Source organism: Streptomyces sp. NPDC003635 (genome assembly GCF_053587635.1).
Genome location: NZ_JBSFOK010000017.1, coordinates 52,422 through 76,695, shown reverse-complemented (window position 1 = coordinate 76,695; position 24,274 = coordinate 52,422). Strand labels below are relative to the sequence as shown.

Sequence of the window (24,274 nt, the reverse complement as noted above, 5' to 3'; positions counted from 1 at the left end):
GTAGGCGTGCCTGTGAGCTTCCGGTCAGGGCCGGGCAGATCCGGCGCCTCGCTCCGACGGAGCCTGTCGTCGGCGCTGGTCAGCCGAGAGCCTTGAAGGCGCCGGACCAGAAGGCTGAGTAGCCCGTGTACGTGCACGCTGAAGCAGAAGTTGGTGGGCGGGGAGTCGTGGTCGGGACAGCGGCTGCCGTGGATCTCGTCGGCGTCGACGGGTTCCATGGCGTCCTCGCCCCGCAGGTGCCGCGTCTCGATTCCCTGGAAGGGGGACCGACGGCGCAAAAGCCCACCGTGAGCAAGTACTCCCTCGCCTCGGCGCCGGTCAGCTCGGCCGGCAGGTGTCTTCGTCGGGCCGCCACAGAGAGCCCGAGCCCAGTCGTTCCTCCAGCCGCGCCGCGTCCGGTATCAGCGGTATGTCCTTCATCTACGCCGTGCCCGGCCCCGGCCGCATGGCCGGGCGCCGCAGGCGACCGGGACGAGCGGGCTGGCGCTGGTACTCATGAGTGCATGCGTGATGGCACTCATCGTCGGCGAGGCGGCTGAGGACTTTGGCCCGCGCGCTGCCGCCGCCAGTCCGGATTCGGAGCCAACGTCCCCTCAGTGTGCGGAGATGCGGTGTTCGCGGGCTGGGTGACTGCAAGTGGTGTGGCGTGGTGTTGCTGTGTGTCTCAGCGTGTTGCGGGGTCCTCTCCCGCTACGACCTTGACGGTGGAGCAGGTACGGCGCAGCGCTTTGAGCGGCTGGTACTGCGGCAGGTCCCAGAACGCCTGCAGCGCCGCTCGGGAGGGGAACTCGTGAAGGACCAGTGTGGCGGGCTTCCAGTCCCCTTCCAGGACAACGGGGTTGTCGTCGATGAGGAGGTTGCGGGCGCCGGCTGCTTCGATGAGAGGGGTGACGCCGTCGATGTACTTCTGGAATGCGGCGGGGTCGGTCACGTCGAGATCGATGACGACGTATGCGGTCACGGTAACTGCTCCCTGTTCAGGCCTGTTTTCCGGTCGGCTTCCACCGTATGGACGGCGGACGGGGCCCATCCATGCGCCAAAGAGCTCAGAACATGCGTGAGCGTTCCGCCCTTTGTACGTGTTCTAGGGTCGGGATGTGGATGTCGTCAGCGATGTGATCGCCACGATGAGAGTGGGGCGGGCCAAGTTCCGCCTCTCCCGCCGTGGGAGTGAGTGGGGCAGCCGGTTCGGTCCGTACCCCGGTGCCGGGTTCCATGTCGTTCTGCGAGGCAGTTGCTGGCTGCTGTCTCCCGATGGAACGGCGACACGGCTCAGCGTGGGCGATGTGGTCTTCCTGCCCCACGGATCCGTGCACGGCATGAGCAGTGGCCCCGACCGTGAGGCGGCTGTCCTGCCGCTTGACGTTGAGCCGGGTGCGTCTGATGGAGCGGCGCACGACGTCGGTGGGGGTCTCGACGGCGAGGTGGTGGATGGGGGAGCGGTGCTGGTCTGCGGCGCGTATCGGCTCGACCGTGGCCAGATCCATCCCTTCCTGCGCGCTCTGCCCGACGTCGTGCACCTGCCCGCAGGCCCGGACCGCCACCCCGCGCTGGCCGCGGTGGTCGAGCTGCTGGCTGCCGACCTGACGGACGGGAAACCCGGAGCGGACGCGGCCCTGCCCGCGCTGCTCGACCTTCTCCTGGTGCACGTCCTGCGGGCCTGGCTGGAACTGGAGTCGGCTCGAGGGCCGTCGGCGGGGTGGTGCGCCGCCCTTGCCGACCCCAGGGTCGCCGCGGCCCTCAACTATCTCCACCGCCGGCCCGCTCACCCCTGGACCGTGCAGGAACTGGCGCACAAGGTCGGCATGTCGAGGACAGCCTTCGCACGCCGCTTCACCCGGTTCGTCGGCAGCACGCCGATGGCGTACCTCACCTGGTGGCGGTTGAGCAGCGCCGCACGGATCCTCCGCGACAGCGATGCTCCCTTGTCGGCGGTCGCTGGACAGGTCGGTTACACCTCAGAGTTCGCCTTCGCCCATGCCTTCAAGCGCCATCATGGGCTCGCCCCCGGGCGCTTCCGCCGGGCCGTGCGTGAGCCGGGGCGCGTGGCGAGCGGCGAGGCGCCCGTCGGGGTGTAGTGCCTGCTCGCCGGCAGATGTGAGGGCGCGGCGCGGCCGTCGGCGGCTGTGGCGTTTGGCCGGGCCGTGTCGCGGGTGCATCGCCGCCAGGGTGCCCGGTGGCTGGGTTGTGACTGCAGGTGGGGGCAGGGTCCACCCAAATATGTTGCCAGCCACGTTTTCTCGCGCTACATTTATGTGGTCGGCCACATAAGTGGTCGGCGGGAGCCCTTGCGAGGAGTCGTCATGTCTGTCTCGACCACACCCGAAGCACCTGCCCGACCGCCCTACGACCCGGAGTTGGGCGCCCTACTGGACCAGAGTCCGCTGCCTTCGGCGATCACTGCGGAGATGATCGGGGCCCTGCGGGCCGCGCCGTTCACCGCTCCGATCGAGGAGGTGCTCAGCACCCGTGACCTTCAGCACCGGATCGTCACGGTGCCGGGCCCGGACCGTGATCTCGCCGCGTCGGTGTTCACTCCGCGGTCGGGGGCGCTGAGCGGTGCGGGCATCTATTTCCTGCACGGTGGCGGCATGATCATCGGTGACCGGTTCACCGGTATCGAGAACATCCTGGACTGGGCCCTGGAGCACGACGCGGTCGTCGTCAGCCTTGACTACCGCCTCGCCCCCGAGCATCCGGCGCCGGCGCCGGTGGAGGACGCCTTCGCCGGCTTCGTGTGGATGGCCGCCCACGCTGCCGAGCTGGGTATCGATCCGCAGCGGATCCTGCTCGCCGGCACGTCGGCGGGCGGCGGACTGGCCGCGGGAGTCGCTCTGCTGGCGCGTGACCGCAAGGGGCCGAAGGCGCTGGCGCAGCTCTTGATGAGCCCGATGTTGGACGACCGGGACGAGACGGTGTCCACGCGGCAGTACGCGGGCACCGGCTCCTGGAGCCGGGAGAGCAACCTCACCGGCTGGACCGCGCTGCTGGGGGACCTGCGCGGCACCGAGGCCGTCTCCGCATACAGTGCTCCGGCCCGTGCCACGGATCTGTCCGCCCTGCCGCCTGCTTTCATTGATGTCGGTTCAGCGGAGGTCTTCCGGGACGAGGACGTCGCCTACGCCTCCCGTCTGTGGGCGGCGGGCGTACAGGCCGAACTCCACGTGTGGGCGGGCGGTTTCCACATCTTCGACGGCGCCGCCCCCGCCGCGGCCCTGTCCGTCGCCGCGCTCGCCGCCCGCACGGCATGGGTACGCCGCATCCTCACCGCCTCAACCCCCGGCACCTGAACCTCCCGCGCCTGACTCAACCGCGCCTGCACAACCCGCGCTTGAACCGACCGCGCCTGAACGGGGAGCGCCACCCACCGACCACCCGGTTTGACTGAGGGGGAAGTGATGAGCATGCCGTATCTGGCCCAGGCCGAGGACCAGCAGAAACTGGAATGGCTCGACGGGGGCACGTTCTCCGTCCTGCTCGACAAGGAAGCAACCGCAGGCCAGCTCACCGTGGGCCGCTTCGATGTCGCCCGAGGCGAAGCCCCGCCCCTGCACCTGCACACCCGCGAGGACGAGGTCTTCCTGCTCCTCCAGGGCAGCGCACTGGTTTGGGCGGGGGAGGAGGAACACCACCTGCGTGAGGGCGGAATCGTCTACCTGCCCCGCAACATCCCCCACACCTACCGCATCACCTCGAAGCGCGCCGACCTCCTCATGATCGCCACGCCGGGCGGCATCGAGGGCATGTTCCGCCACGCCGGCCGCGACCTGACCACACCGCGCCCGGACGGCTTCACCATCCCCAAAGCCCTCCTGGCCGAGGCGGCGGAACTCTACGGCGGCGTCATCCTCGGCCCTCCACGCTGACCCCGGCCACCCGCCCTCCGCCGCAGGGCTCAGGCACCCGACAGGCACCGTCCAGGCACCCCGCGCTCGCCTGGCGTGGCTGCTCCCAGCCCGGCACAACCGTCACCCCCCGCCGCTCGGGAGCGCTCCACCGTCGCGGCCCTGGCCGCCCGTCCGGGCTGCTGCGGCGTCCTGCCCGCCATCGACGCAAATCACCCCCCACGCCGCCACTACGGAAGCCGAGCGCGCATTGCGCGCCCGTCCGACCTGGCCCGTGGCGGCCGCCCGGGCATCCCGCCTGGCCACTCCGGCCTACGGTCGTCCTCCACTGGCCCTCACCCACCACCCTCGTCCCGACGACCTGAGCCGAGGCCGGGCGGCGAGTGTGGTCGCATTGGAGGCACACTCGTCCTCACTGTTCACCGACCGCCGCCTGCCCCCGACCGGACGATTGAAGGATTGGCACATGACCGCCCTCACTCCGCCCGCCCTGCCCTCCACTGCCCGTCAGGGTGCGCTGAGCTATGCGATCTTCCAGCTGGCCCGCGCTCACCGTGGCTATGCCTCGGCCATGCTGCGGGAGATGGACCTGCATCCCGGGCAGGAACTGCTGCTCATGCAGCTCCTGGACCGGGACGGCCAGAGCCAGTCCGAGCTGCTCGAAAGCGTCGGGCTGGATCACTCCACGGTCTCGAAGTCGCTGCGCCGCATGCAGGACGCCGGTCTTCTGACCCGTGAACCGGCCCCGCACGACCGGCGCGTCATGATCGTCCACCTCACCGACAAGGGGCGGGCGATGCGCGGGCCGATCGAGGCCATGTGGAAGGCTCTGGAGGAAGCCTCCCTGCGCGATCTGTCCCCGCAGCAGGCCGAGGACTTCACCCGGACCGCGCACACCATCGCGGACGCCATGAGCGGCCGCCGTCCTGCTCAGGACACGGCGAAAAAGTAGAAGCACTGGCCGCTGCGCCCTGGCCGGCTACGTTCCGCGGTCCCGTCCGGCTACCGCCTGCTCATCGGGCAGGCCGAGCTGGCCAGGACGACGCTGAAGCGGCTGGCCGCTGTTGGGCGGGCTCGTCACTGGCCGGTACGGTGCGACGCAGGACCAAGGGGGGATGAGCTGGTGCGCCCAGTGTTGTTGGTGGATGTGGACGGACCGCTGAACCCGTATGCAGCGAAGCCGCACCGTCGGCCTGTGGGCTATCAGACGCACCGCCTGCTGACGCCTCGGTGGGAGGCCGCCGAGCGGCGCCGGCTGGCTGAGTGGGGGCTGCCGAACAAGCCGGTGAAGCCGCTGCGGGTGTGGCTTAACCCGGATCACGGCCCGGCGCTGGAGGCACTTCCCTTCGACCTGGTGTGGGCGACTACGTGGGAGGAAGAAGCCAACGCCTTCGTCGCGCCAGTCCTGGGGTTGCCCGAGCTGCCCTTCATCCCTTGGCCCTCGCCGCGGCCCGAGCCCGGGAACGGTGTGTTCTGGAAGACGCCTGAGATCGTCGCCTGGGCGACAGGACGTGCGTTCGCCTGGGTCGATGACGAGATCACAGAGGCGGATCATTCCTGGGTGAAGGAACACCACGACGGTCCCGCCCTACTACACCGGATCGACCCGCGACGCGGCCTCGCCGTTGACGACTTCGCCGCGCTGACGACTTGGGCGACCGGCCTTGACTGACTCCGCAGCCAGCCGGCAAGCGGCTGCGACGCCCTCCTGCGTGATCATTGCGGGACAAGTCTTGGGGCGAGGTTGTGCAGGCGGGCGATGCCGAGCATGGCGTGGTGGACACCGTCGCTTTGAGGCGGCAGGCGCGCAGGATCTTCCAGCCCTTCATCCGGGCAAAGACATGCTCGACGCGGGCCCGGACCTGTTTGTGTGACTTGTTGTGTGCCTGCTTCCAGTCGGGCAGCTCTTCGCCTTGGCGTCGGGGATGTGGCATGACGAGTCCTGTGCCGGGATGGCCGCCGTTCGCGATCGTCATCGTCCTGGCAACGGCGGCCTTGGCGCCGGATTCCGTCCACGCCTTGGAGCCGGGGCGGTTACCGGGTGCGGTCGGCCGACCATGACGATCCGGCGGGTTTCGGCGTCGATCACGACCTGGTGGTTGGTGGAGTACCGGCAATTTCTCGACTGCTCGGCGGCCCCGTGGTCCGGGGTGGGTACGAGCGTGCCGTCCACGATGAGTACGGCGTCCTTGCGGAATCGCTTGCGTGCCTGGAGCGCGAGCTTGGAGCCGAGGTGGTCGATGACGCGGTCAGCTGCGGACTATGAGATGCCGAAATGCGGGGCGAGCTGTCGCATCGTCAAGTTCGTGCACCAGTAGGCCGTCACGAGCAGGACTCGGCCCTCCAGCGGAAGGCTCCACGGCCGGCCTCTACGGACCGCGTCCGCGTCCTTGCGCCGCAGTGCGCTCACCTACTTGGTGAAGCATCGCAGGCTCAGCCGGGTGAAGGGGCCTATCCAAGACGGCTCCGACGCCGTAATCACACCAGCCACCGAAAGATCGTCGCTGCGGTGAGCGGCGATATGTGACGACCGTCAGATGTGCAGAAGGCGCACGGCGAGCAGCGTCTGCCAGGTCCAGCCGATCGTGAGTGAGACGCGCTGGAACAGTCCGCCCAGATCCCCCCAGCGTTGATGCTGGCTGAACGCGACACTGGCCAGCGCCATCGTGGTTGCGAAGAGCACACCGCTGACGATCGAGTAGAAGGCCCATCCCAGCGAGGTGGACAGGGCGAAGACAAAACAGGCTAGGGCAAGGGCGAGGAATCCGATGAGGGAGAACAGGTCATGCAGAGCCCCGAGGCGGGTGGGGTGCTGAAGCTGATCGGGGGTGCCGACCGGGTAGCCGCTCACCGGATCCGTGCGGAAGGCACCTGCGCCCAGCAGGCCGACCGCCCAAACGCAGATCAGCAGTGCACCCCAGCGGGAAGGTCCGGTATCCCACAGGCCCACGGCGAAGAGCAGCGACAGCAAGCCCGTGAAGAGGAAACTGACGGTCTGCGCCCACCCGGCGCGGCCAAGAGCAAGCGAACTGACGGGGTGGCGGCAGGATTTGTAGTCCACACGGCTGGCGCCTTCCAGTAGGTACGCGAGGGTGAAGAGCGGTCCAGCAGCCATCCCGCATGCAAGGAGCACTTGATTCCCCATCGTGTCAACTTAGGTTGACGGAATGGGTTGTGTCAACCCTGATTGACAGGAGGCGGGACACTCTGGCGGCTGACCTCAGGGGATCATTTACGGGGCGGCCTTTAGCCGACATGCTCGACTTCCGGCAGCGCGCGGCTCCGGGCGCGCGTCCTCGGGCGTCCCACTCGGTTCAGCCGGGTCAGGCTTCCGCGTGCGGAATGTGGCGGCGGCCCGGGCGGCGTTGGAACGCGCGCTCTTCAACCCGTGGGTGAGTGCGTTCAGTTGCTCGCGGGTCGGTTAACCCTGATTCTGTTGGCTTCGAGGTGCATGACGGCGACGGTGAGGCGGGAGCGCTCCGGTCGGCGGCAGCGGCCGAGAGTGTGGTGCACCATGACCGACCTATGGCGTCAGCACCCGCACTACTGACGAGCGTGTCCGACTCGTCAGCGGCCGCCTTCGGCTGGTCTTCACCGAGCGTGACGGCGATTACCGGTGTGCCTACCACGCTGCCAGCATCCCCAACGCGCGAATCGAGATTCAGCCCAACCCGCTCCCTGGCGACAACGAGGACAGACTCTTCGCTCCTGAACTTCCGGCGGCTCAGGTGCGTTGCCCACCAACGCGACGGCGGACCCCGCCCTGCATGCCCAGCACGAGGCGGGGGGCGCCCCTCAAGCCTCCGGCTGACCACCCGCAAAAGGGCGGCGCTGACTGAGCACCGGGCGGGAAGAACCGCCGTCGGGCCACCTTGGTGCGGGGTGGCCGAAGTCCCGCAGCACCCGATGGACGGAGAGGCCAAGGACACCCGAGGGAATCGCCGTGGTCGGTTGTCGCCTGTTGGGTCGGCGTCGGTGAGATTGTTGGGCCCGTGGCTGGAGACGACGCACTGCATCAGGGCACTCCACGTGGCGCGGTGACGCCTGTTCGGGCGGAAGTCGAACGCGTGCTGGGTGAGGCGGAACGGCGAGCACGCAGTGCCCACCTGAGAGTGCGCTTTTGGTCTGTCACCGACATCGCGCTCGGGTTTCCCGCTGCGGTGCTTGCCGGTCTGTCCGGAGCTGCCGGGCTGGCCTCGCCGGATGCCCGTGTCCCCGCTGCGGTGCTGGCCCTTGTCTCCGCCGGCTTCTCAGCAGGAGCCGGTTTCCTCCGCAGCGATGTGAGACGCGCTGAGAACCGACGCAGCCGCCTGGCGTGGGCCCGGGTCGAGGCCGAGGCCCGCCTGCTCCTGGCCCAGGAGCGGCAGCTGGATCACGAAGCTGTCCAGGAGGCACTGCGGAGCCTCTTCGACAGCCGGACACGAGCCATTGCCACCCACACCGGGGATGCCTCGGGTGAAGGAGCCCTCTCGTGATCCGGTAGTACGTGAGTGACGTCATGTTCGACGCTTGCTCGGCGGGGGCGGGCAGCCCGCTGACGCGGGGCAGGTTCCAGAATCCGCCCGTACGGCGCACGGCAATCGGCGGGGGCGAAGATGAAACTGGAGTCAAGCCCCCTCAAGGCCCCAGTGTCGCCTGGTGTACCGCGGACCAGTACTGGCCGCCGCGCTTCAGTGGTGGGGTCCCGAACCACCACCGTGATCGCCGTGAGGACGACGGCCACAGAGCTGGTGACGCCGTTACGTACGGCGAGGGATCCGGCGACGGCGGATGAGTCCCCCGTTACGACTGACTTCTATGTTCTGCGTTTTGATCATCTTCTGGCTCCGTACGTGGTCCAAGAAAAAGCGCCGAACCGGAACGCCCTTCCAGGTCCCCGCGCCGGACTGCCGGAGGCATCCTGGCAGGGGCCCCGGTCCGTGGCCCCCAGCGGTAGCAGCGGCCCGTCCACTGGCCGACCGTGATCAAGCTCAGCTGCAGTCTGCACCGCAACGAACCGCGGCCGGTCAGAGACGTGCGGCTGTGCGGACCAGGCTGGCCAGGGCGAGGGAGCGGCTGTGCGCGGGCCAGGCGATGTGGGTCACGACGGGAGGCGCGTCGGTCAAGGGGACGGCTGTGTGCTCGGCCCACAGCCAGGAGCGGGCGGAGTCGGGGACGATCGCCACGGTGCGTCCGAGGGCGATCAGCTGAGCCAGTTGTGTCTGGTTGTGGACCTCGGGCCCGGGGCCGGGTGCGTAGGTGCCGTGGGTGGGCCAGCGGGCGAGCGGCAGATCGGGGATGTCCCTGACATCCGCCACGGACAGGGTCTCGCGGGCGGCGAGCGGGTGCTCGGCAGGCAGGACGGCAACCTGTCCCTCGGTCGTCAGTGCCTCACTGTCGAACCCGGCGAGGGAGTTCCACGGCGCGTGCATGAGCGCGACGTCGGCACGTCCGTCGCGCAGCAGCTCTTCCTGCTCGCAGAGGCCGCACGGCAGCACCTCGATCTCGGCACTGTCGGGCTCGGCCGCGTAAGCGTCGAGAAGTTTCCGCAGCAGTTCGTGCGACGCGGCGGCCTTCACCGCGAGGACCAGCCGTCCGCGGGAGCCGCCAGAGCTGTCGGCACCGCCTGCGCGCCGGGTGCGGCGGGCAGCGGCAGCGGTCGCGTCGAGGGCCGCCCGGCCCTCGTGCAACAGCACCTCTCCGGCACCGGTCAGACGGACACCACGGCGGTTGCGCTGCAGCAGGCTGACTCCGAGGCGCCGTTCAAGCTGCTGGATCGCCCGCGACAGCGGGGGCTGGGCCATGCCGAGGCGCTCCGCGGCGCGCCCGAAGTGCAGTTCCTCGGCCACCGCCACGAAGTACCTCAACTCGCGCGTCTCCAGGGTGTCCATGGCCGCAGCATACGCGGTGATACCTGGAGGGTATGACAGGACACCGTATCGGTGTTGGCCGCGCCACTCGCCCGCGAGCCAGCATCATGAGCATGAGCGAAACGATGATCGCGCTGGTGACCGGCGCGAACAAGGGAATCGGGTACGAGATCGCGGCCGGGCTGGGCAGCCTGGGGTACCGCGTGGGGGTGGGAGCCCGCGACGCCACCCGACGCGAAACCGCCGTCGGGAAGCTGCGCGCCGTCGGCGTGGACGCGTTCGGGGTACCGCTGGACGTGACTGACGGCCAGAGCGTCACTGATGCCGCGGAACTGGTCGAACGGCAGGTCGGGCGCCTGGACGTCCTGGTCAACAATGCCGGCATCTCGGGCGAGATGGGCCCCGGGTGGGTGCAGGACCCGACCGCGCTCGACCTGGAAGTGCTCCGCACGGTCGTGGATACCAACGTCATGGGTGTCGTCCGGGTCACCAACGCCATGCTGCCACTGCTGCGGCGCTCGCCCTCACCACGCATCGTCAACGTCTCCAGTAGCGTCGGCTCCCTGACCAGGCAATCGGACCCGGACATCGAGATCGGCCCGATCATGGCGGCCTACGCGCCGTCGAAGTCGTTCCTCAACGCCCTCACCGTGCAGTACGCCCGGCAGTTCGCCGGCACGAACATCCTGATCAACGCCGCCTGCCCGGGCCTGGTCGCGACCGACTTCACAGGCTTCCAAGGGCCCCGTACTCCTGAACAGGGCGCGACCACGGCGATCCGGCTCGCCACCCTGCCCGACGGCGGTCCGACCGGTTCGTTCTTCGAGGATGACGGCGTCGTCCCCTGGTGAACACGAACCGCCCGGCGCACACCGCAGTCACAAAAACCACCCGCCGGCGCCGGTAGGCGGGCCGGGCGACATCACGGCACCGGGTCATCGACGCGGGGAGATGCGCTGCGGCGATGACCCGAAGACTCCCTCAACGCGTAACCAATAGGTTACGCTTACGGTGTGGACGAACTGAGCGGTGTGGCCGACGCCATCGCGGATCCGGTGCGCCGGGAGATCATGATGATGTTGCGCCACAGTCCGCTGACGGCAGGTGACATCGCTGCCCGGTTCACCATCACCAGGCCCGCGGTCAGCCGCCATCTGCGCGTGCTGCGGGAGAGCGGTCTCGTCCTGGACGAGCAGATCGGCCGCCACCGGCGCTACTCGCTCGTCCCCTCCCGGCTGGGAGACCTTGCCGCCTGGCTCTCGCAGTTCGATACCCGCCAGGCCGGCTGGTCGCCGCGCCTGGCCGCCTTGGAGACCGAGGTCCACCGCACCGGGCGGGAGCGCCGCCGGGCTGAGCCTGCCGTCGACCAGCAGGACGTACGCCACCCCAAGGAGGACACGGCATGACCCTCGAGCCCACCGGACAACTGATTCCCACGCCGACGGGGTACGACCTGATCCTGACCCGCACCTACCGCGCCGGTGCGGACGACGTCTGGGCCAGCGTGACCGAACCCGAGCGCACCGCCCGCTGGTTCGGCCCGTGGCGGGGCCATGCGGGACCCGGCCGCACCATCGAGGTACAGATGGCGTTCGAGGAATCCGCGCCCTGGAGCCCCCTGCGAATCGAAGCCTGCGAACCGCCGCGCCGGCTGGCTGTCTCGATGGAGGACGAGGCCGGAGCCTGGTCGATGGAACTGCTGCTGGCCGAGACCGACGGCAGCACCGAACTCCGGCTGATCCAGCACCTCACCACCACCGACCAACTCGGCCAGGTCGGCCCCGGCTGGGAGTACTACCTGGACACGCTGACCGCGGCGCGCACGGGCGGGCCGCGGCCTGACTTCGAGGACTACTACCCGGCCCAGAAAGCGTACTTCGAGTCCCTGGCCTGAGCCGGGCCCTGCGCCCCAGGCGGGTGAGGGCTTCGTCCCGGAGGTGGAGCAGCGGTTGGCGTCGCCGCTGGTTGCGGGTAGGCGGAGTGTGCACGTGCCCCGGCGGCCTCACTGTTGGCGTGAGCCTTTTCCCACCTCGTAGGCGGGAGGGAAAAGGCTCATGCTCGGGAGGACAGGGGGACGGACGTGCCATGACTCGATCCCCTCAGGGAATCGAGCCTCCATCAGCCCCGGAACGGTTCAGTGTGGTGCTTCCTTTCTCCTGTCTTAAGGGTTTCCTAACGCAGGCTCAGTTGGTTGACCGCACGGTTTGTTCGAGGTCAGTGTGCTTTACGTGTCCATGGCGAAGTCTCGGTGTCGAGACGGCGGTTTCGTGGGCACTGCCCGTGGTGTGCCTGTCTGCAGGGCGGTCGATTTCGGTGTCCGGGCTGATGCCGCATCTTCGGGTACCGGTGTCGGGATCGACTGTTTCGCGGAGGCGTTGATGAGGGATGCGTGTCAGGGAACCGACGGTATGGGGGAACGTGCCCGTGGGAGGCATCGCAGGCGCCGACGGCTCTCGGTGACCGTGGTGTCGGCGCTTGTTGCCTTCACGCTCGGGGCGGCGACCCTTCCTTCCCTTACCTCCGACGACGCTGAAGCGGCCGGCGCGCAGCCTTATGCCGGGGCATCGGCCAGGAATTCTTTCCAACATCCAGGAGTGCTGGTCAGCGAGGCGCAGTTGGACTTCGTGCGGGGGAGGGTGAAGGCGAAAGCGGAGCCGTGGACGTCCGCGTATGACGCCATGCTGAAGAGTAAGTACGCGTCGTTGTCGTGGACTGCGAGGCCGCGGGCGATTGTTGAGTGCGGTCCGGGTTCCAGCCCCAATCGCGGATGCTCTGACGAGCGTGACGATGCGCTGGCGGCGTACACGCACGCCCTGCTGTGGAATCTCACCAAGGACCGCCGCCATGCCGCCAAGGCCATTGAGATCATGGACGCGTGGTCTGCTGTGATCAAGGGCCACACGAACCACAACGCGCCCCTGCAGACGGGCTGGGCGGGCGCCTCCTTCGCTCGTGCCGGCGAGCTGATGAAGCACACCTACACCGGATGGTCGGGTGCGCGGCAGAGCCGTTTCGCCGCCATGCTGCGCACGGTGTACCTGCCGATGGTGATCAAAGGGCGGCCGAACGCCAACGGCAACTGGGAACTCATCATGATGGACGCCGCCACCGGGATCTCCGTCTTCCTCGATGACCGGGCCTCTTTCGAGAAGGCGATCGCCATCTGGCGCAAGCGGGTGCCCGCCTATATCTACCTCAGGAGCGACGGGGCGCTGCCGAAGAGCCCGCCAGGCAGCAGCAAGGACACCCGCCAAGAGCTGATCGACTACTGGCAGGGCCAGTCCACGTTCGTCGACGGGCTGGCCCAGGAGACCTGCCGGGACTTCGGTCACACCGGCTGGGGCTTCGCCGCAGCGGCTCATGTCGCAGAGACCGCTCGTATTCAGGGCCTTGACCTCTACTCCGAGGCACAAGGCCGGATGACCAAGGCGCTGGAGTTCCACGCCGCCTACGAACTCGGTGCGACGGTGCCGTCCTGGCTCTGCAAAGGCTCGGTCGACCGCGGCATCGGCTCCGTCCTGGAGGTCGCCTACAACCACTACGCCGACCGTAAGGGAGTCAGCCTTCCCAAGACGAGACAACTGATCCAGACCAGGCAACGCCCCAGCGGCGCGGGCTACTTCCTTGCCTGGGAGACGCTCACGCACGCTCACAACCTCACCTGACGGGCGACGAGCCGCGCCTGCCGACTGACGAGCGCAACCGGAACGAGGCTCCGGTGACGTACAAGCAGTCTGGGCCCAAGTCGTCCAAACGGGGCGGGAGCCACCTGTCCCGTGAACTTCTCGGGGACGTTGAGGGCTCGGCCGGGGGAGTGGCGGTGGCCATGGCCGTGGAGTTGGAGACCGTGGATCCTGTCGAGAGTGTCCAGTCCGGGCCGCCCGTCCCAGTGTCGGACGGTCACGGGTCTGGCCGGCGGCCACGCCGATGGCCCGATACGCTTCTGGCCGGCCGCGGCTACGGCCTCGACAAGTACCGCCGATTGGTCTGCGCAACCGGCATCACACCCATGATCGCCCGCCGCGGCGGATGATCTCCCTGGAGGGGTGCCAGTGGACATGCTCGAGCTGATGGAGTGGCTGGCCGAGCGGGGAGTCACGACCGTGTTCAAGGTCGACGGTGATCGCATGACCGAGCGCAGGAAGGCATGGATGGTCATAGTCAGTGGGGGGCCACTTGGTGAGGAGTCGTTCTTCCGCGCGGACCTGGGCAGCGCCGACGCATGCCTTGATGCGTTGCTCGCTCACCTGGAGAGCAATGGCTTGTCTCCGTTCGCATGACGGGGTCGTCCTGGTCGTCGAGGCCGCGTGATACGAACGACAGGCGATGAGGCCTGCTCGGCAGGTCAGTGGGCCGTCGGAGGCTGGTGGCGGACGTCTACGGTTGCCGTGGTCGCTGTACTGCCTGGCTGCGCAGCTCGCTTCGCCGCTGCGTTCTGGGCGTGAGCCTCACGACGCAGCCGACGCTCATAGTCCGCGATCTGTAGGGGCACGGATCTGCTGGTTGCAGTGCGGATGAGCCGCTCGTTCTCCCGATCCACCAAGAAAGGGCCGTTCCCACCGAGTGTTGGCCGTTGTCCGGCGGGACGCCCCACGTCCCGTCGCGCGCACCAGTAGAACACCCAGCCGAAAGACGCGGGTTCGATCCTGGAGATGGCGAGCTTCAGGTGTATCGCACTTTCGGTCCTTGCGAGCTCCGCCAGCACGAGCCCTCGTGCTTCGTCTTCAGTGAGCATCTGCTCGGCGTCTCACCTTGTCGTTTGACCGAAGGCGTGCGGCGGGGTCGAGGCGACCGTGACCTGGGCGGTCCAGGACCCGGGTTCCTGGGGTGAGTCCCAGGTCACGTCGACGCGTACGTCGTGGAAGTCGTGTGCGAGTCTCACCACCTTGGCCGCTGCGGCGGCCCGTGCCTCGTCTGGGCTGGCGTCGACCGGGACATCAGCGAGGCGCCCGCAGAGCATCCCGCCTTCCACGGTGAGGACACTGTGGCGCCAGCCTTCCGGCGTCGCGAGCAGGATGATGCCTTTGGGCATGCCGAAGGGTGGTCGCCTCTTCTCCTCCCGCTTTTCTCTTCCCACGGAGCCATCCAACCTCGTCGGCTTCTTGACGGTTCAGGCGGGTGGCGCTTCAGGTGTCGCGGCCGGGCTTGGTGCCGACTTTGTGGTGGCCGGGACGGCTGAACGCCTCGCCGATGGCGAGGACCTGCCCGACGCCGCATCGCGTTCAGCCGGACACCTGCCGCCATCGGAGCAGCGGCCTCATTCTCCAGGCCCTGCTTGCCGGGGTATCTGATTGAACTCCCACGTAAGAAGAAGTGGTTGCTGACCTGAAAGAACCTGCAAGCCCCGACCAGACCACCGACCATGAAGGCCCGACCACGGTCACAAGGAGGACACGAAGCCCGTGGTACGGGTCATGGTCGCCCCGACCACAGACCAGACCACAAAGCTCAGCGGCACACCGCCGGGGACCGCTCACCCTGTCCGCCCGCACTCCGCAACCGAGGACCGTCACGAGGCTCTCGTCCTGCGCCAGTGGGCCCGCAAGGGGGGCGCATCACAGACCGTACGGGAGTAACGACAGAGCCTGCGCAGGGCAGCGTCTGAACCTGCGCACTGGGGCCGCGGGGTGAGGGGAGAGTGCGCAGCCCTATGCGCAGGGCGACTACGCACGAACCCCGACCGGTTGCGCAGCCAGGCTGCGCAACGACCCACCCCACGATGCGCAGTCGGGCTGCGCAGTGCGTGCACGGATGGGGCGTGGTGGCCGTAGTTGCCCCGACCACGGCAGACCAGGACGGTGGGGCGACAGTGGTGGGCGGCCGTGTTTGTAGGCGGCTACGCACGACTCTGGTCCGGTGGCACAACCCAGCTTCGCACCGCCCATCCCGCGATGTAGTAGTCCGGGTGCGCACCGCGGGCAGCTGCTGGCGGCGTGGCGGCCGTCATTGCAGTTAAGACAGTGTCGCGGTTGGTGATCGGGGCGGGGTCACAGCTCGCGCCACTCACCCAGCTCACGAGGCGCCTTGCTCTGGATGAAGTTGCGAACGAAGGCCCAGGCGCGATCGACAGCGACGACGCAGTCGCCACTGAACACGGCCAGGTCGTCCATGATCGGCACTTCCACGACCTCATCCGATGCCGCGGCGCCGTCGCCGACGAGTAGGGATGACTTCTCAGCAGCGTCGAACAGATGGATGACTGCTTGATCGTCTTGGAAGCCCAGGGTCAGCAGGGGAAACTCGCGGCCCGGCAGGCGAACTTCCAGATACCCCCGACCACGCGATCGCAGTGCGGTGAAATAATCCGTCAGATCCGCGATGTCGGAGCTTCGCCCAGTCGGGGAGAACTGTCGCGTTTCGTGGTCCGTTGCCCTCCACCAGACGAGCATTCCCGCAACCTCCAGTTGCCTAGCATCCTGCTGGGCACTCTACGAACACCCTGATCGGCGAAGGCGCCGGTGGCAGATCAGGGCGGGCAATGCCAACGCAGGCGAGGAAGTGGCCGGCCATACGCTCGTAGCGGCGGCGCAGTCGACGGCATCCGTTCAGCCAGGACATCGTCCGCTCGACCACTTAACGGTGCGGGCCCAGACGGTTGGAGTTTTCCACCCCTGCTACGGGCTATGCCTGGCACGATCTGCCCACGGCGCAGCCAACCTCGCAGGTGGTCGAAGTCGCAGCCGGTGTCCGCAGACAGCCTGGCTAGGCGTCGGCGCCGGGGGCAAAGCGGCAGCGCACTGGAGGGATGCCGCGCCTCAAAGGGATCAGGGCCTGGCTCTCGTGGAGGTTGGCGCCGGAGATGCCGACCGAGAGCGGAAGGTGTGCAGCGCCTGTCAGGGCCCTACCGCTGGGGTACATCCCGCCAGGCGGTGCCGGTGTGGACCTTCCACGCGATCCCGTTGAGGACCCGTCGATCGTCCAACCGCCTCCGCCCCCGCAAGGGCGCAGGCAGCAGCGGCCGGACGAGTTCCCACTTCGGCATCGGACAGTCATGGCGACGTATCACCCGACCAAGATCCATCACTCAAGATCAATTGGGGACACTGTATAGGCCCTCACTGAAGAGAGACGCTCACGCCTCGTTCCTCGAAGATTTCCAGGAGCAGGTCGAAAAGCGCAACCTCGCGGTCGCCAATAGGCACGCGTTCTGTCAACCGTGCCCGCGCCGCGGCCGAGGATTCCCAGTGCAAGGTGAATGGAGTGGTGGCGCCCCAGCCGCCGCAAAGACAGTCGTCCAGAGCGTCCAGGTTCCAGCCGAAGTATCCGCCGGGTCCGTTGATGGCCTCACCGATCGCGCAATAGAAGGTGTCCCTATCAACGATGTGCCGGCCGTCCAAGGTGAACATCTCGCCTGCAGGGGCATCAGGCCTTCCCTGGCGTTGGTATTCCCGGGACCAGAGCGCCACTGACAGCCAGGCATGTCTTTCTTCGGGCGTGAGTTTGTTCCACATGTTGGTGCGGTTCAGGCGCCCAGCTTGGATCAGCTCCCACGTTCGCTCTGCTCCGGGCAGGGCGTTCTCGCACCACAGTGTCACCGTGAGGTCGACGAGGCCGGCTTCACGGGTGGAGGGGTTGGCATCGACGATGGTGACCTCGTTGACGAAGTAGGACCCCATGATGGCACCGTCGCCGTCGAGGAACTCGAACCAGGCGTTCCCTGCCACCGCACGACGACTACCCACGTGATCGATACTCTTTAGCAGACCACCCTGCGGGAGGCAGCCCTCGAGCTGCACTCGGCGTGCACCCTCCGCGTCCGGCAGAGGTTCGAAGAGCCCCTTGGACTCGTGAGCGAAGCCCCAGAAGTCACGGTCGCCCTCGTCCGAGGTCAGCGCGTACTTCTTCCCCTGGCTGCTCCGCCCTGATGGTCGCATCGAACCTCCATGAAAGCGCTGATCCTACCCGTCATCGCCTGTGCCCTGCCCACATCCGCAATGGTTGCTGGAAAGGCTCACTGAGCTGCGCTCTATCTGGATCGGTTGGCCTTCTCGGCACCGTGGAACGGCGAGTACGACACCTGACGCCCGAGCGGTCAGCTGCGAGCAGGTCGCTCCTGGCACAGGGCGTCGAACTCGTCGTGATCAAAGAACTCCTCGGTCACGCCCACATCTGCGTCACCGCCACCGTCTGCGCCCACGTCCGATTCCGCCTTCAGTGAGATGCCACCGGCCTCCTCGGCCGCATCCTCGATCAGGTTTGCTACACGGCTCACGGCAACGGCTGCGGGCCCCGTGGCCGACGCCGTTGCCCTCATCCAATGCCGTTGAGCTGCGCAACGGCCCATGTAGACAACATCGACAGGGGCCACATCCTTGCGCTTGACTGCGTCGCGAATCAGAAGTCTAAATCGGCTCGCCCGCCACCCCGCTGAATCCGACGAGGCCGTTCCGCTTCGCCACCTCAAGGATCTGTGGCAGGTACTCCAGTTGACTCACCGAAAGGGTCAGGAGGACGTACTTTTCCACGTCATCCGGTTCCTCCTCCAAGTCGAATCGAGACGGCTCCAGAACATCCGCCAAATCTGGCCACCTGGTCATCAACTCATGCCGGAAGCACAAGACTTCAGGGCTCGCTACGAGGTTGCTGGTCTCGCCCTCAGCGAGGTTGTCGAAAACTTCCTCAGGGTTTCCGGCAGAGCGCTTCCAGAAACCAAAGTCGCTGCTCACAGGCAATCCCCCTGGGTTGGGCGCTGTTTCCTTGGATGTGACTGAGGCTGCTAGGGCTATGCGTCGGCCCATCCCTCAGAATTCGAGTAGGACTCGTAGGAGTAGCGGGTGCTGCGGTCCCACTCGTTGCCGGTAATGCGTCTGTACGCTTCGTCTGGCACATAGAGCAGGCTCTCTGCCCAGATGAGGTCGCGGGCGTAGGGAGCAAAGAGCTGGGCATCGCGGAGCGTTGCTGCGTAGGTTTCACGGCTGGCGGCCACGATGGCTGCGCGGGTGTAGAGGAAGATGTCGCTCGACAGGTCGTGTCCGTACTCCTTGCGATCCAGCCGGTAGAGCGCCCAGGACAGCCGTTCGGCGAATCCGATGACCGTCGCCAGCGGTCCAGCGGACAGACGGCTCGTCAGTCTCGCGGCCAGTTGCACGGCGTCCGGGTCGGGTGTGCACGCTGTGCAGTCGTCGATGAGCTGCCAGAAGTCTTTCTCGTTCATGGGCAGAGGATGACGGACGGCTCTGACAGTGGCGGGGCGGCGCCGGCCCACCGTTCCACATGGGTGCACGCTGTCTGACCGGACGGCGAAGGCAGATGAGGTCTGCCGCGATGCTGACGAATGCGAGGTAGTGCTCGCCCTTGTGTTCGTAGCGCCGGTGCAGGCGGCGGCATCCCGCCAGCCACGACATCGTGTGCGCGACCACCCAGCGGTGTCGCCCGAGCAATTGGGACGAGTCGATGCCCCTGCGGGCAATCCGGTGGCGGATGCCTCGCTCGCGCAGCCGCCTCCGCCGGTGGTCGTAGTCGTAGCCCTTGTCACCTCAGAGCGGCACAAGAGGGCCCCTGGCCGGACCGAATCCGACCGACCGGGACGAGAGCGCATCGAAGATTTGGCGGAGTCGATCGCGCACCGCGACCAGTCCAACTTGCCGCGGACGCCAAGCCCGTCCGGGAGGACGCGGTGGAGCCTGGCCCGCCCACGGTCCTGGCTCCACTCGGCGAAACGTGGGTCGATGATGGGCCAGGCAGGACCGGAGATCGGCGGTAGGTGTCGCCAGGTGTAGCCCGAGGTGGCCACGAAGGTGATCGCGGGCCAGTACTTCGCGGTCACCTGCTCGAGCTTGCCCACCGCCCTGAGGGCGCTTGACCTCGGAAGGCGGCACCACCCGCCGGAGCAGCACTCACAGCTCATCTGGCATCAACCGCTCAACAGGGCTCCTACGAACCATTCAACGACCCGCAGGCACCGAATGAAACGGCGTCCGGCCACCCGGCGGATCAGGGGCTGCCAGCGTATGCGGGTCCACGGCACCGACGGCCATGCCGAGATCCTGCCCTGACCGGGTCACTCGGGCTGTGGTGCTCGGTCCTGTTGCCGTGAGGTGGGACTACTCGTGTGCATGAGCCCTGGCCGCAGGATGCGCGTCGTCGTCGTTCGCGCCCAGGCCCGCGAGCAGGCGCAGGCCGTCCTCGGCGGGGCTGCCAGGGGCCGCGGACAGGAGGAGCAGTTCCATGCCGGACGCGTCCGGCAGAGCGAAGTTCTCCTGGTGCAGTTCCAGCAGGCCGACCAGCGGGTGCCGGTAGGCCTTGCGTCCATGGGCGCGGGCCCGCACGTCCGCACGGGCCCACAGGCGGCGGAAGCGCTCGCTGCTCATCGCCAACTCGCCGATGAGCGACGCCAGTCGAGGGTCCTCGGGGTATTTGCCGGCGGCCAGGCGCAAGTGCCCGACCACGTCGAGGGTGCAGGTGTCCCAGTCCGCGTAAAGACCCCGCTCCGCCTCCTCGAGGAAGATGTGCCGCGCGGTGTTGAGCCCCGGTATCGGCCGGCCGTAGAGGAGTTTGGCGAGGCGGTTCCCGGCGAGCACGTCCAAGCGCTGGTTCATGATGAGTGCGGGTGCGTGGGGGACCAGGTCGAGCACGCGCAGCAATTCCGGCCGGACCCGTCCGCCGGGCGCCTTCGCGCGTCGGCGGCGCTGCCGGGCGAGCCGGTGGAGGTGCCCGCGCTCGGTCTCGTCGAGACCGAGGACGTGGGCGAGCGCGTCCAGGACCTGTTCGGAGGGTTGCGTCGCGCGGCCCTGCTCCAGTCGTACGTAGTAGTCGACGCTGACGCCGGACAGGTGCGCGACCTCCTCACGGCGCAGGCCCGTCACCCGTCGCCGGTTATCGGCAGGGATACCGACGGCTGCCGGATCGACCCGGGAACGCCGGGTCCGGAGGAAGCCCGCGAGATCGTCCATGACCCCAGTATCGCTCCGCGCCGGCCCGTGAAGGTGGCCCTGCCGGTACCAGGAAGTCCAGTCCGACGGAAGAGCTGCCCCTGAACGCCGGCCGCCGCGGCGCCCAGGATCGAAGGCATCCGATCCGAGGGAGTTGCCATGAAGACGCTGATCATCTACGCCCACCCGGAGCCGAAGTCGCTCAACAGCTCGCTGAAGGACCTCGCGGTGTCCACCTTGGAAGCCGCCGGCCACGAGGTACGGGTGAGCGACCTCTATGCGATGAACTGGAAGGCGGTCGTCGACGCCACGGACTATGGCCCCAACGCCTCGGCTCCGTTGAAGGTCACCCGGGCCTCGGGCCGGGCCTTCGACGCCGGGACACTGACCCCGGACGTCCTCGCCGAACAGGAGAAGCTGCTCTGGGCCGACACGATCATCTTCCAGTTCCCACTGTGGTGGTACACGATGCCCGCCATCCTCAAGGGTTGGGTGGACCGCGTGTTCACCTACCACTTCGCGTACGGCGTCGGCGAGCACAGCGAGACCAAGTACGGCGAACGCTTCGGTGAGGGCACTCTCGTGGGCAGGAAGGCCCTGCTGTCGGTGACCGTGGGCGGCGCCGAGTCGCACTATGCCGCGCGTGGGATCAACGGCCCCGTGGAGGACCTGCTCTTCCCGATCCACCACGGCATCCTCTACCACCCGGGCATCGAGGTACTGCCACCGTTCGTGCTGTACGGCGCCGACCGGATCACCGGTGAGGGCTACCCGGACGTCGCCAAGGCCTGGGAGCAGCGTCTGCTCACCCTGGAGTCGACCGAGCCGATCGCGTTCCGGCGCCAGAACTTCGGTGACTACGAGATCCCCTCGCTGCAACTGAAGGAGGGACTGGAGCCGGCGGGCCGGACGGGGTTCGGACTGCACGTGCGCGGCTGACCGTCGACTCCCGTCTCCCGTCGGTTGACCCGAGAAGCTTGCGGGCCTCGGACGAGAACGGGCCGCCTGGCGGCGCGAACGGGGTTTTCCCACCTCGTACACGTGCCGCCGGTCCGCAGCCGACGTCGAGATCCCGAACGGGAGCGCTCCACCTGCCGCTACGTCCGGGCTGTACGCCAGTAGGTGCCTCCCATCAACACGTGGTGCACCAACGGCAGCCGCTACGTAGGGCCCCACTGGACCTAACCGCTCCGGTGCTCCGCCCGGCCTTCAACGCGCTCGTGCGACACTTCGTCCCGCAGCGGCCCGAACGCCGATACATCACCGGCGTGCAACACATCGTGGATTCTTCCGAGATCCGGGGTTGATCGAAGACCGGCGTGGTTACGGGTGCAGTTTCTCGCCCCTCGCGAGCATGGCTACGTACTTTTCGATGCGGCGGGCCCGAGTCTCGGCCTTTTTTGCCTCCTGGATCCGGTACAGGATCGCGTAGCGGTTCGCCCCGTCCAGCGTCCGGAAGAAGTCCGCTGCCACCGGGTTGGCAGCCAGGGCCGCTGCGAGGTCGTCGGGCACGGTGGCGGTCTTCGCACTGTCGTAGGCCGCCTCCCAGCGGCCGTCGGCCTTGGCGCGGTCGATCTCGGCCTGCCCCGGCGGACGCATCCGGCCCTGTGCGATCAGGGCTGCCGCCTTGTCCCGGTTGACCTTGGACCACTTGCTGCGCCGGGTGCGTGGGGTGAACCGCTGCAGCCACCACTGGTCGTCGAACTTGGCCTTCTGGCCGTCGATCCAGCCGTAGCACAGGGCTACGCCGAGCGCCTGGGCGTAGTCCAGCGCGACGATTCCGGGTGCCTTCTTGCGAAGCTTGAGCCAGATGCCCGGCGAGAGAGCGTGGTTCTCACCCAGCCATGCCTCGAACGCCTCGGCGGATTCGAAGGCGACGGTCTCCAAGTCCTCATTCACCCCCGCAGCGAACCACACCCGGCCGGTTGTTGTTACGCGTTCGGGCGCGGTCCCGCTGGCGGGATGCCAGGGGGAGAAGGCGTGGCCGAAGGCGTGATGGCCGGCCGTTCCGGACAGCAGGACCTGCGTGAGTCCATGTGTTCTCGACGCAGTACGAATCTGCAGATCATCTGGCTGTGGCAGGAATGCTCCGGACGATCGCCCCGGCCTTTTGTCCATCCCGGCGCCGGCAGCAGGCCCCGTGCCAGGGACCACTGCGTATCGCTCATGCCGACGCCTGCCGTGGCCGCCCGCCTGGCCGGTGAGCCGCATTCTTGAACCGGTGGGCGATACCGTCACACCCAAGGGCGGCCCAACGTGATCCGTCGGCCACCACCACGCAACGCTTCAACCCCAGGGCGTCGGGCAACTCGCTGGATTCGATGACCGCGAGTTGCCAAGAGGTTCGTCCCTTGTGCCTCGATTCCGCTCAACACGACCGGACCGAAACCCTGTTCGCACCGTCCGTCAGAGGCAGGTTCAAACCGTCCCGGCCACCAGTGGACCGGTCAGGTGAGCTTTGTCCCGGTCGTGCGGCTCCCCGGCACGCACTTCGGTTCCATCAGATGCGGGCCTTCGCAACCCCCTTCGGAGACCCGGCGTCCCATTCCATGACGGACGGCTGTCGATACCCAGGAGAGCACGTGACGAAGAAGGACCACAGGCCGGACGCGGCGGGGGAGAAGGACCGCGAAAAGTGGATGGCGCGCTTCCAGGTGCGGCTGGCCATGCAGCCGGGCGTGGACCGGGCAGTCGTGCTCCAAGCGGTCAAGGATGTCACGGCCCATTGCGCGCAGACGGGAGAGCACCCGCGCACTGCCTTCGGCGATCCCGACGCCTACGCCGTGCAGGCCGCCGCGCGGCTGGTGCCGGCAGACCGGGCGGCGGGCGCGAGGCGGCACAACGCCGTGGTGGACGCGCTCGACTCCGTGATCAAGAAGGCCGGAGACGTCGCCAACCTGTGACCGGCTGAAGCGTCCGTCGTGGCCTGGCGCATGGATTCTGACCCAGCCCCGCTCCGCCTGGGCTGGGGCGCGGCTCAGACCCGATGGGCGGGGCGCCGCAGCCGGTGACACCGATCTTGCGCTGCACTCCGAAGTACACGTGAAATTGGCACTCATGACCACGAGGCCCCGACGCCTCACCCCCAAGAGCCCTCGCACCGATGACCGGGCCAAGAAGCGCGGCTCCACTTCGTGAACCCACCGTTTCTACGCCGGCATCACTCCGAGTCTTCAGCACGCCATTCCTCTTCGAGAATGCTGAACGTCAGGGAGTCGCGCCAGCCGTCCCGTATCCATGCCGTGTGTCGAAGGCGCCCCTCGTGCGTCATGCCGAGCTTGGCCAGCACTCGGGCGGAGCCGAGATTCCGTGGGTCACAGGTGGCGAAGATCCGGTGAAGTCCCAACTGGCCGAAGCCGTGCGCGAGAAGCTGGCGCCCGATTGCTGTGCCGATGCCTTGCCCCCATACGCGAGGATGCACAATGTAGGAGATCTCGCCCTGGCGCTGCGTGTGACTGCGGACGTGCAGCTCGCCGACACCGACAACGTCGCCCCCGAAGCGCGCCACATGGGCGAACCTCTGCTGGGGTGTGCTCGACCACGCCTCGACCGCGGCCTTCACGAAATCGCGTGTCTGGTCCTCAGTGTTTGGTCCCCAGGGCTGGAAACGGCAAGCCTCTGGGAGACGGGCCCACGAGTGAATGGCCTGCCAGTCATCAACCGCGATCTTGTCCAAGGACACCGAGTGCTGACTCATGGGTTGATCTTG

At 67.7% G+C, this 24,274-nt stretch carries 25 protein-coding genes and 3 pseudogenes; 12 read left to right on the top strand and 16 right to left on the bottom strand.

Features of this window, described 5'->3' with window-relative positions:
* Positions 1 to 664 precede the first annotated feature (664 nt).
* Positions 665 to 961: a DUF1330 domain-containing protein gene (locus ACWDRW_RS18195; RefSeq protein WP_451724297.1), complete on the bottom strand. Its 297-nt coding sequence runs from the start codon at positions 959 to 961 to the stop codon at positions 665 to 667.
* Positions 962 to 1,097: 136 nt separating this feature from the next.
* On the opposite strand from ACWDRW_RS18195, the gene ACWDRW_RS18190 reads away from it, so the two are divergent.
* The 5 genes from ACWDRW_RS18190 to ACWDRW_RS18170 all read left to right on the top strand — a co-directional run bounded on the left by ACWDRW_RS18190 (position 1,098) and on the right by ACWDRW_RS18170 (position 5,517).
* Positions 1,098 to 2,078: an AraC family transcriptional regulator gene (locus tag ACWDRW_RS18190; RefSeq protein WP_451724294.1), complete on the top strand. Its 981-nt coding sequence runs from the start codon at positions 1,098 to 1,100 to the stop codon at positions 2,076 to 2,078.
* 225 nt (positions 2,079 to 2,303) lie between these two features.
* A complete protein-coding gene (locus tag ACWDRW_RS18185) occupies positions 2,304 to 3,290 on the top strand; it encodes an alpha/beta hydrolase (RefSeq protein WP_451724292.1) in 987 nt (328 codons plus the stop codon).
* A gap of 108 nt (positions 3,291 to 3,398) precedes the next feature.
* On the top strand, positions 3,399 to 3,866 hold the full coding sequence (locus ACWDRW_RS18180; protein ID WP_451724291.1) for a cupin domain-containing protein: 468 nt from the start codon (positions 3,399 to 3,401) through the stop codon (positions 3,864 to 3,866).
* 445 nt (positions 3,867 to 4,311) lie between these two features.
* Complete coding sequence (locus ACWDRW_RS18175; protein ID WP_451724290.1) at positions 4,312 to 4,797, top strand: MarR family winged helix-turn-helix transcriptional regulator; 486 nt, start codon at positions 4,312 to 4,314, stop codon at positions 4,795 to 4,797.
* Positions 4,798 to 4,965: 168 nt separating this feature from the next.
* A complete protein-coding gene (locus tag ACWDRW_RS18170) occupies positions 4,966 to 5,517 on the top strand; it encodes a hypothetical protein (protein WP_451724421.1) in 552 nt (183 codons plus the stop codon).
* A gap of 44 nt (positions 5,518 to 5,561) precedes the next feature.
* Here ACWDRW_RS18170 and ACWDRW_RS18165 read toward each other — a convergent pair.
* The 3 genes and pseudogenes from ACWDRW_RS18165 to ACWDRW_RS18155 form a co-directional block, all read right to left on the bottom strand.
* Positions 5,562 to 6,336 (bottom strand): annotated as a pseudogene (locus ACWDRW_RS18165) (transposase).
* Positions 6,337 to 6,378: 42 nt separating this feature from the next.
* A complete protein-coding gene (locus ACWDRW_RS18160) occupies positions 6,379 to 6,960 on the bottom strand; it encodes a DUF998 domain-containing protein (RefSeq protein ID WP_451724419.1) in 582 nt (193 codons plus the stop codon).
* Positions 6,961 to 8,851: 1,891 nt separating this feature from the next.
* Entirely contained in the window at positions 8,852 to 9,715 is an 864-nt protein-coding gene (locus ACWDRW_RS18155) for a LysR family transcriptional regulator (RefSeq protein WP_451724289.1), read from the bottom strand.
* Between the two features lie 92 nt (positions 9,716 to 9,807).
* Between ACWDRW_RS18155 and ACWDRW_RS18150 the strand changes: the two genes are divergently transcribed.
* The 5 genes from ACWDRW_RS18150 (at position 9,808) to ACWDRW_RS18130 (ending at position 13,974) form a co-directional block, all read left to right on the top strand.
* Complete coding sequence (locus ACWDRW_RS18150) at positions 9,808 to 10,545, top strand: SDR family oxidoreductase (RefSeq protein ID WP_451724288.1); 738 nt, start codon at positions 9,808 to 9,810, stop codon at positions 10,543 to 10,545.
* Between the two features lie 162 nt (positions 10,546 to 10,707).
* Positions 10,708 to 11,100, top strand: coding sequence for a metalloregulator ArsR/SmtB family transcription factor (locus ACWDRW_RS18145; protein ID WP_451724285.1), 393 nt, complete (start codon positions 10,708 to 10,710; stop codon positions 11,098 to 11,100).
* Complete coding sequence (locus ACWDRW_RS18140; RefSeq protein WP_451724284.1) at positions 11,097 to 11,588, top strand: SRPBCC family protein; 492 nt, start codon at positions 11,097 to 11,099, stop codon at positions 11,586 to 11,588. The genes ACWDRW_RS18145 and ACWDRW_RS18140 overlap by 4 nt, the downstream gene beginning before the upstream one ends.
* Before the next feature lie 514 nt (positions 11,589 to 12,102).
* The gene (locus ACWDRW_RS18135; protein ID WP_451724283.1) at positions 12,103 to 13,359 is read left to right on the top strand and encodes an alginate lyase family protein; all 1,257 of its coding nucleotides are present in this window, start codon (positions 12,103 to 12,105) and stop codon (positions 13,357 to 13,359) included.
* A 393-nt stretch (positions 13,360 to 13,752) separates the two neighbouring features.
* Complete coding sequence (locus tag ACWDRW_RS18130) at positions 13,753 to 13,974, top strand: hypothetical protein (protein WP_451724418.1); 222 nt, start codon at positions 13,753 to 13,755, stop codon at positions 13,972 to 13,974.
* Positions 13,975 to 14,441: 467 nt separating this feature from the next.
* Here ACWDRW_RS18130 and ACWDRW_RS18125 read toward each other — a convergent pair whose 3' ends face one another.
* The 10 genes and pseudogenes from ACWDRW_RS18125 to ACWDRW_RS18080 all read right to left on the bottom strand — a co-directional run bounded on the left by ACWDRW_RS18125 (position 14,442) and on the right by ACWDRW_RS18080 (position 20,586).
* Positions 14,442 to 14,726: a hypothetical protein gene (locus ACWDRW_RS18125; protein ID WP_451724281.1), complete on the bottom strand. Its 285-nt coding sequence runs from the start codon at positions 14,724 to 14,726 to the stop codon at positions 14,442 to 14,444.
* A gap of 955 nt (positions 14,727 to 15,681) precedes the next feature.
* The gene (locus ACWDRW_RS18120) at positions 15,682 to 16,083 is read right to left on the bottom strand and encodes a hypothetical protein (protein ID WP_451724279.1); all 402 of its coding nucleotides are present in this window, start codon (positions 16,081 to 16,083) and stop codon (positions 15,682 to 15,684) included.
* Positions 16,084 to 16,122: 39 nt separating this feature from the next.
* Positions 16,123 to 16,513, bottom strand: a pseudogene (locus ACWDRW_RS18115) (transposase); the annotation flags it as partial.
* Between the two features lie 22 nt (positions 16,514 to 16,535).
* Positions 16,536 to 16,676 (bottom strand): transposase, encoded by a 141-nt coding sequence (locus ACWDRW_RS18110; protein ID WP_451724277.1) that lies wholly within the window; start codon positions 16,674 to 16,676, stop codon positions 16,536 to 16,538.
* A 73-nt stretch (positions 16,677 to 16,749) separates the two neighbouring features.
* The gene (locus ACWDRW_RS18105) at positions 16,750 to 17,568 is read right to left on the bottom strand and encodes a barstar family protein (protein WP_451724274.1); all 819 of its coding nucleotides are present in this window, start codon (positions 17,566 to 17,568) and stop codon (positions 16,750 to 16,752) included.
* Between the two features lie 158 nt (positions 17,569 to 17,726).
* Positions 17,727 to 17,906 (bottom strand): hypothetical protein, encoded by a 180-nt coding sequence (locus tag ACWDRW_RS18100; RefSeq protein ID WP_451724427.1) that lies wholly within the window; start codon positions 17,904 to 17,906, stop codon positions 17,727 to 17,729.
* Between the two features lie 130 nt (positions 17,907 to 18,036).
* Positions 18,037 to 18,360, bottom strand: a complete 324-nt coding sequence (locus ACWDRW_RS18095; RefSeq protein ID WP_451724272.1) for a hypothetical protein — start codon at positions 18,358 to 18,360, stop codon at positions 18,037 to 18,039.
* A gap of 56 nt (positions 18,361 to 18,416) precedes the next feature.
* Positions 18,417 to 18,848: a DUF4240 domain-containing protein gene (locus ACWDRW_RS18090; RefSeq protein WP_451724271.1), complete on the bottom strand. Its 432-nt coding sequence runs from the start codon at positions 18,846 to 18,848 to the stop codon at positions 18,417 to 18,419.
* Positions 18,849 to 18,996: 148 nt separating this feature from the next.
* Positions 18,997 to 19,530: pseudogene (locus tag ACWDRW_RS18085) on the bottom strand (transposase); the annotation flags it as partial.
* Between the two features lie 207 nt (positions 19,531 to 19,737).
* Positions 19,738 to 20,586: a helix-turn-helix transcriptional regulator gene (locus ACWDRW_RS18080; RefSeq protein WP_451724270.1), complete on the bottom strand. Its 849-nt coding sequence runs from the start codon at positions 20,584 to 20,586 to the stop codon at positions 19,738 to 19,740.
* Between the two features lie 138 nt (positions 20,587 to 20,724).
* Here ACWDRW_RS18080 and ACWDRW_RS18075 point away from each other — a divergent pair, with 138 nt between their 5' ends.
* On the top strand, positions 20,725 to 21,504 hold the full coding sequence (locus tag ACWDRW_RS18075; RefSeq protein ID WP_451724268.1) for an NAD(P)H-dependent oxidoreductase: 780 nt from the start codon (positions 20,725 to 20,727) through the stop codon (positions 21,502 to 21,504).
* A 384-nt stretch (positions 21,505 to 21,888) separates the two neighbouring features.
* Here the strand turns inward: ACWDRW_RS18075 and ACWDRW_RS18070 are convergent, their stop codons facing one another.
* Complete coding sequence (locus ACWDRW_RS18070; RefSeq protein WP_451724416.1) at positions 21,889 to 22,482, bottom strand: YdeI/OmpD-associated family protein; 594 nt, start codon at positions 22,480 to 22,482, stop codon at positions 21,889 to 21,891.
* Between the two features lie 665 nt (positions 22,483 to 23,147).
* Between ACWDRW_RS18070 and ACWDRW_RS18065 the strand changes: the two genes are divergently transcribed.
* The gene (locus tag ACWDRW_RS18065) at positions 23,148 to 23,468 is read left to right on the top strand and encodes a hypothetical protein (RefSeq protein WP_451724267.1); all 321 of its coding nucleotides are present in this window, start codon (positions 23,148 to 23,150) and stop codon (positions 23,466 to 23,468) included.
* Positions 23,469 to 23,725: 257 nt separating this feature from the next.
* Here the strand turns inward: ACWDRW_RS18065 and ACWDRW_RS18060 are convergent, their stop codons facing one another.
* Positions 23,726 to 24,262, bottom strand: a complete 537-nt coding sequence (locus ACWDRW_RS18060; RefSeq protein ID WP_451724265.1) for a GNAT family N-acetyltransferase — start codon at positions 24,260 to 24,262, stop codon at positions 23,726 to 23,728.
* Positions 24,263 to 24,274 lie beyond the last annotated feature (12 nt).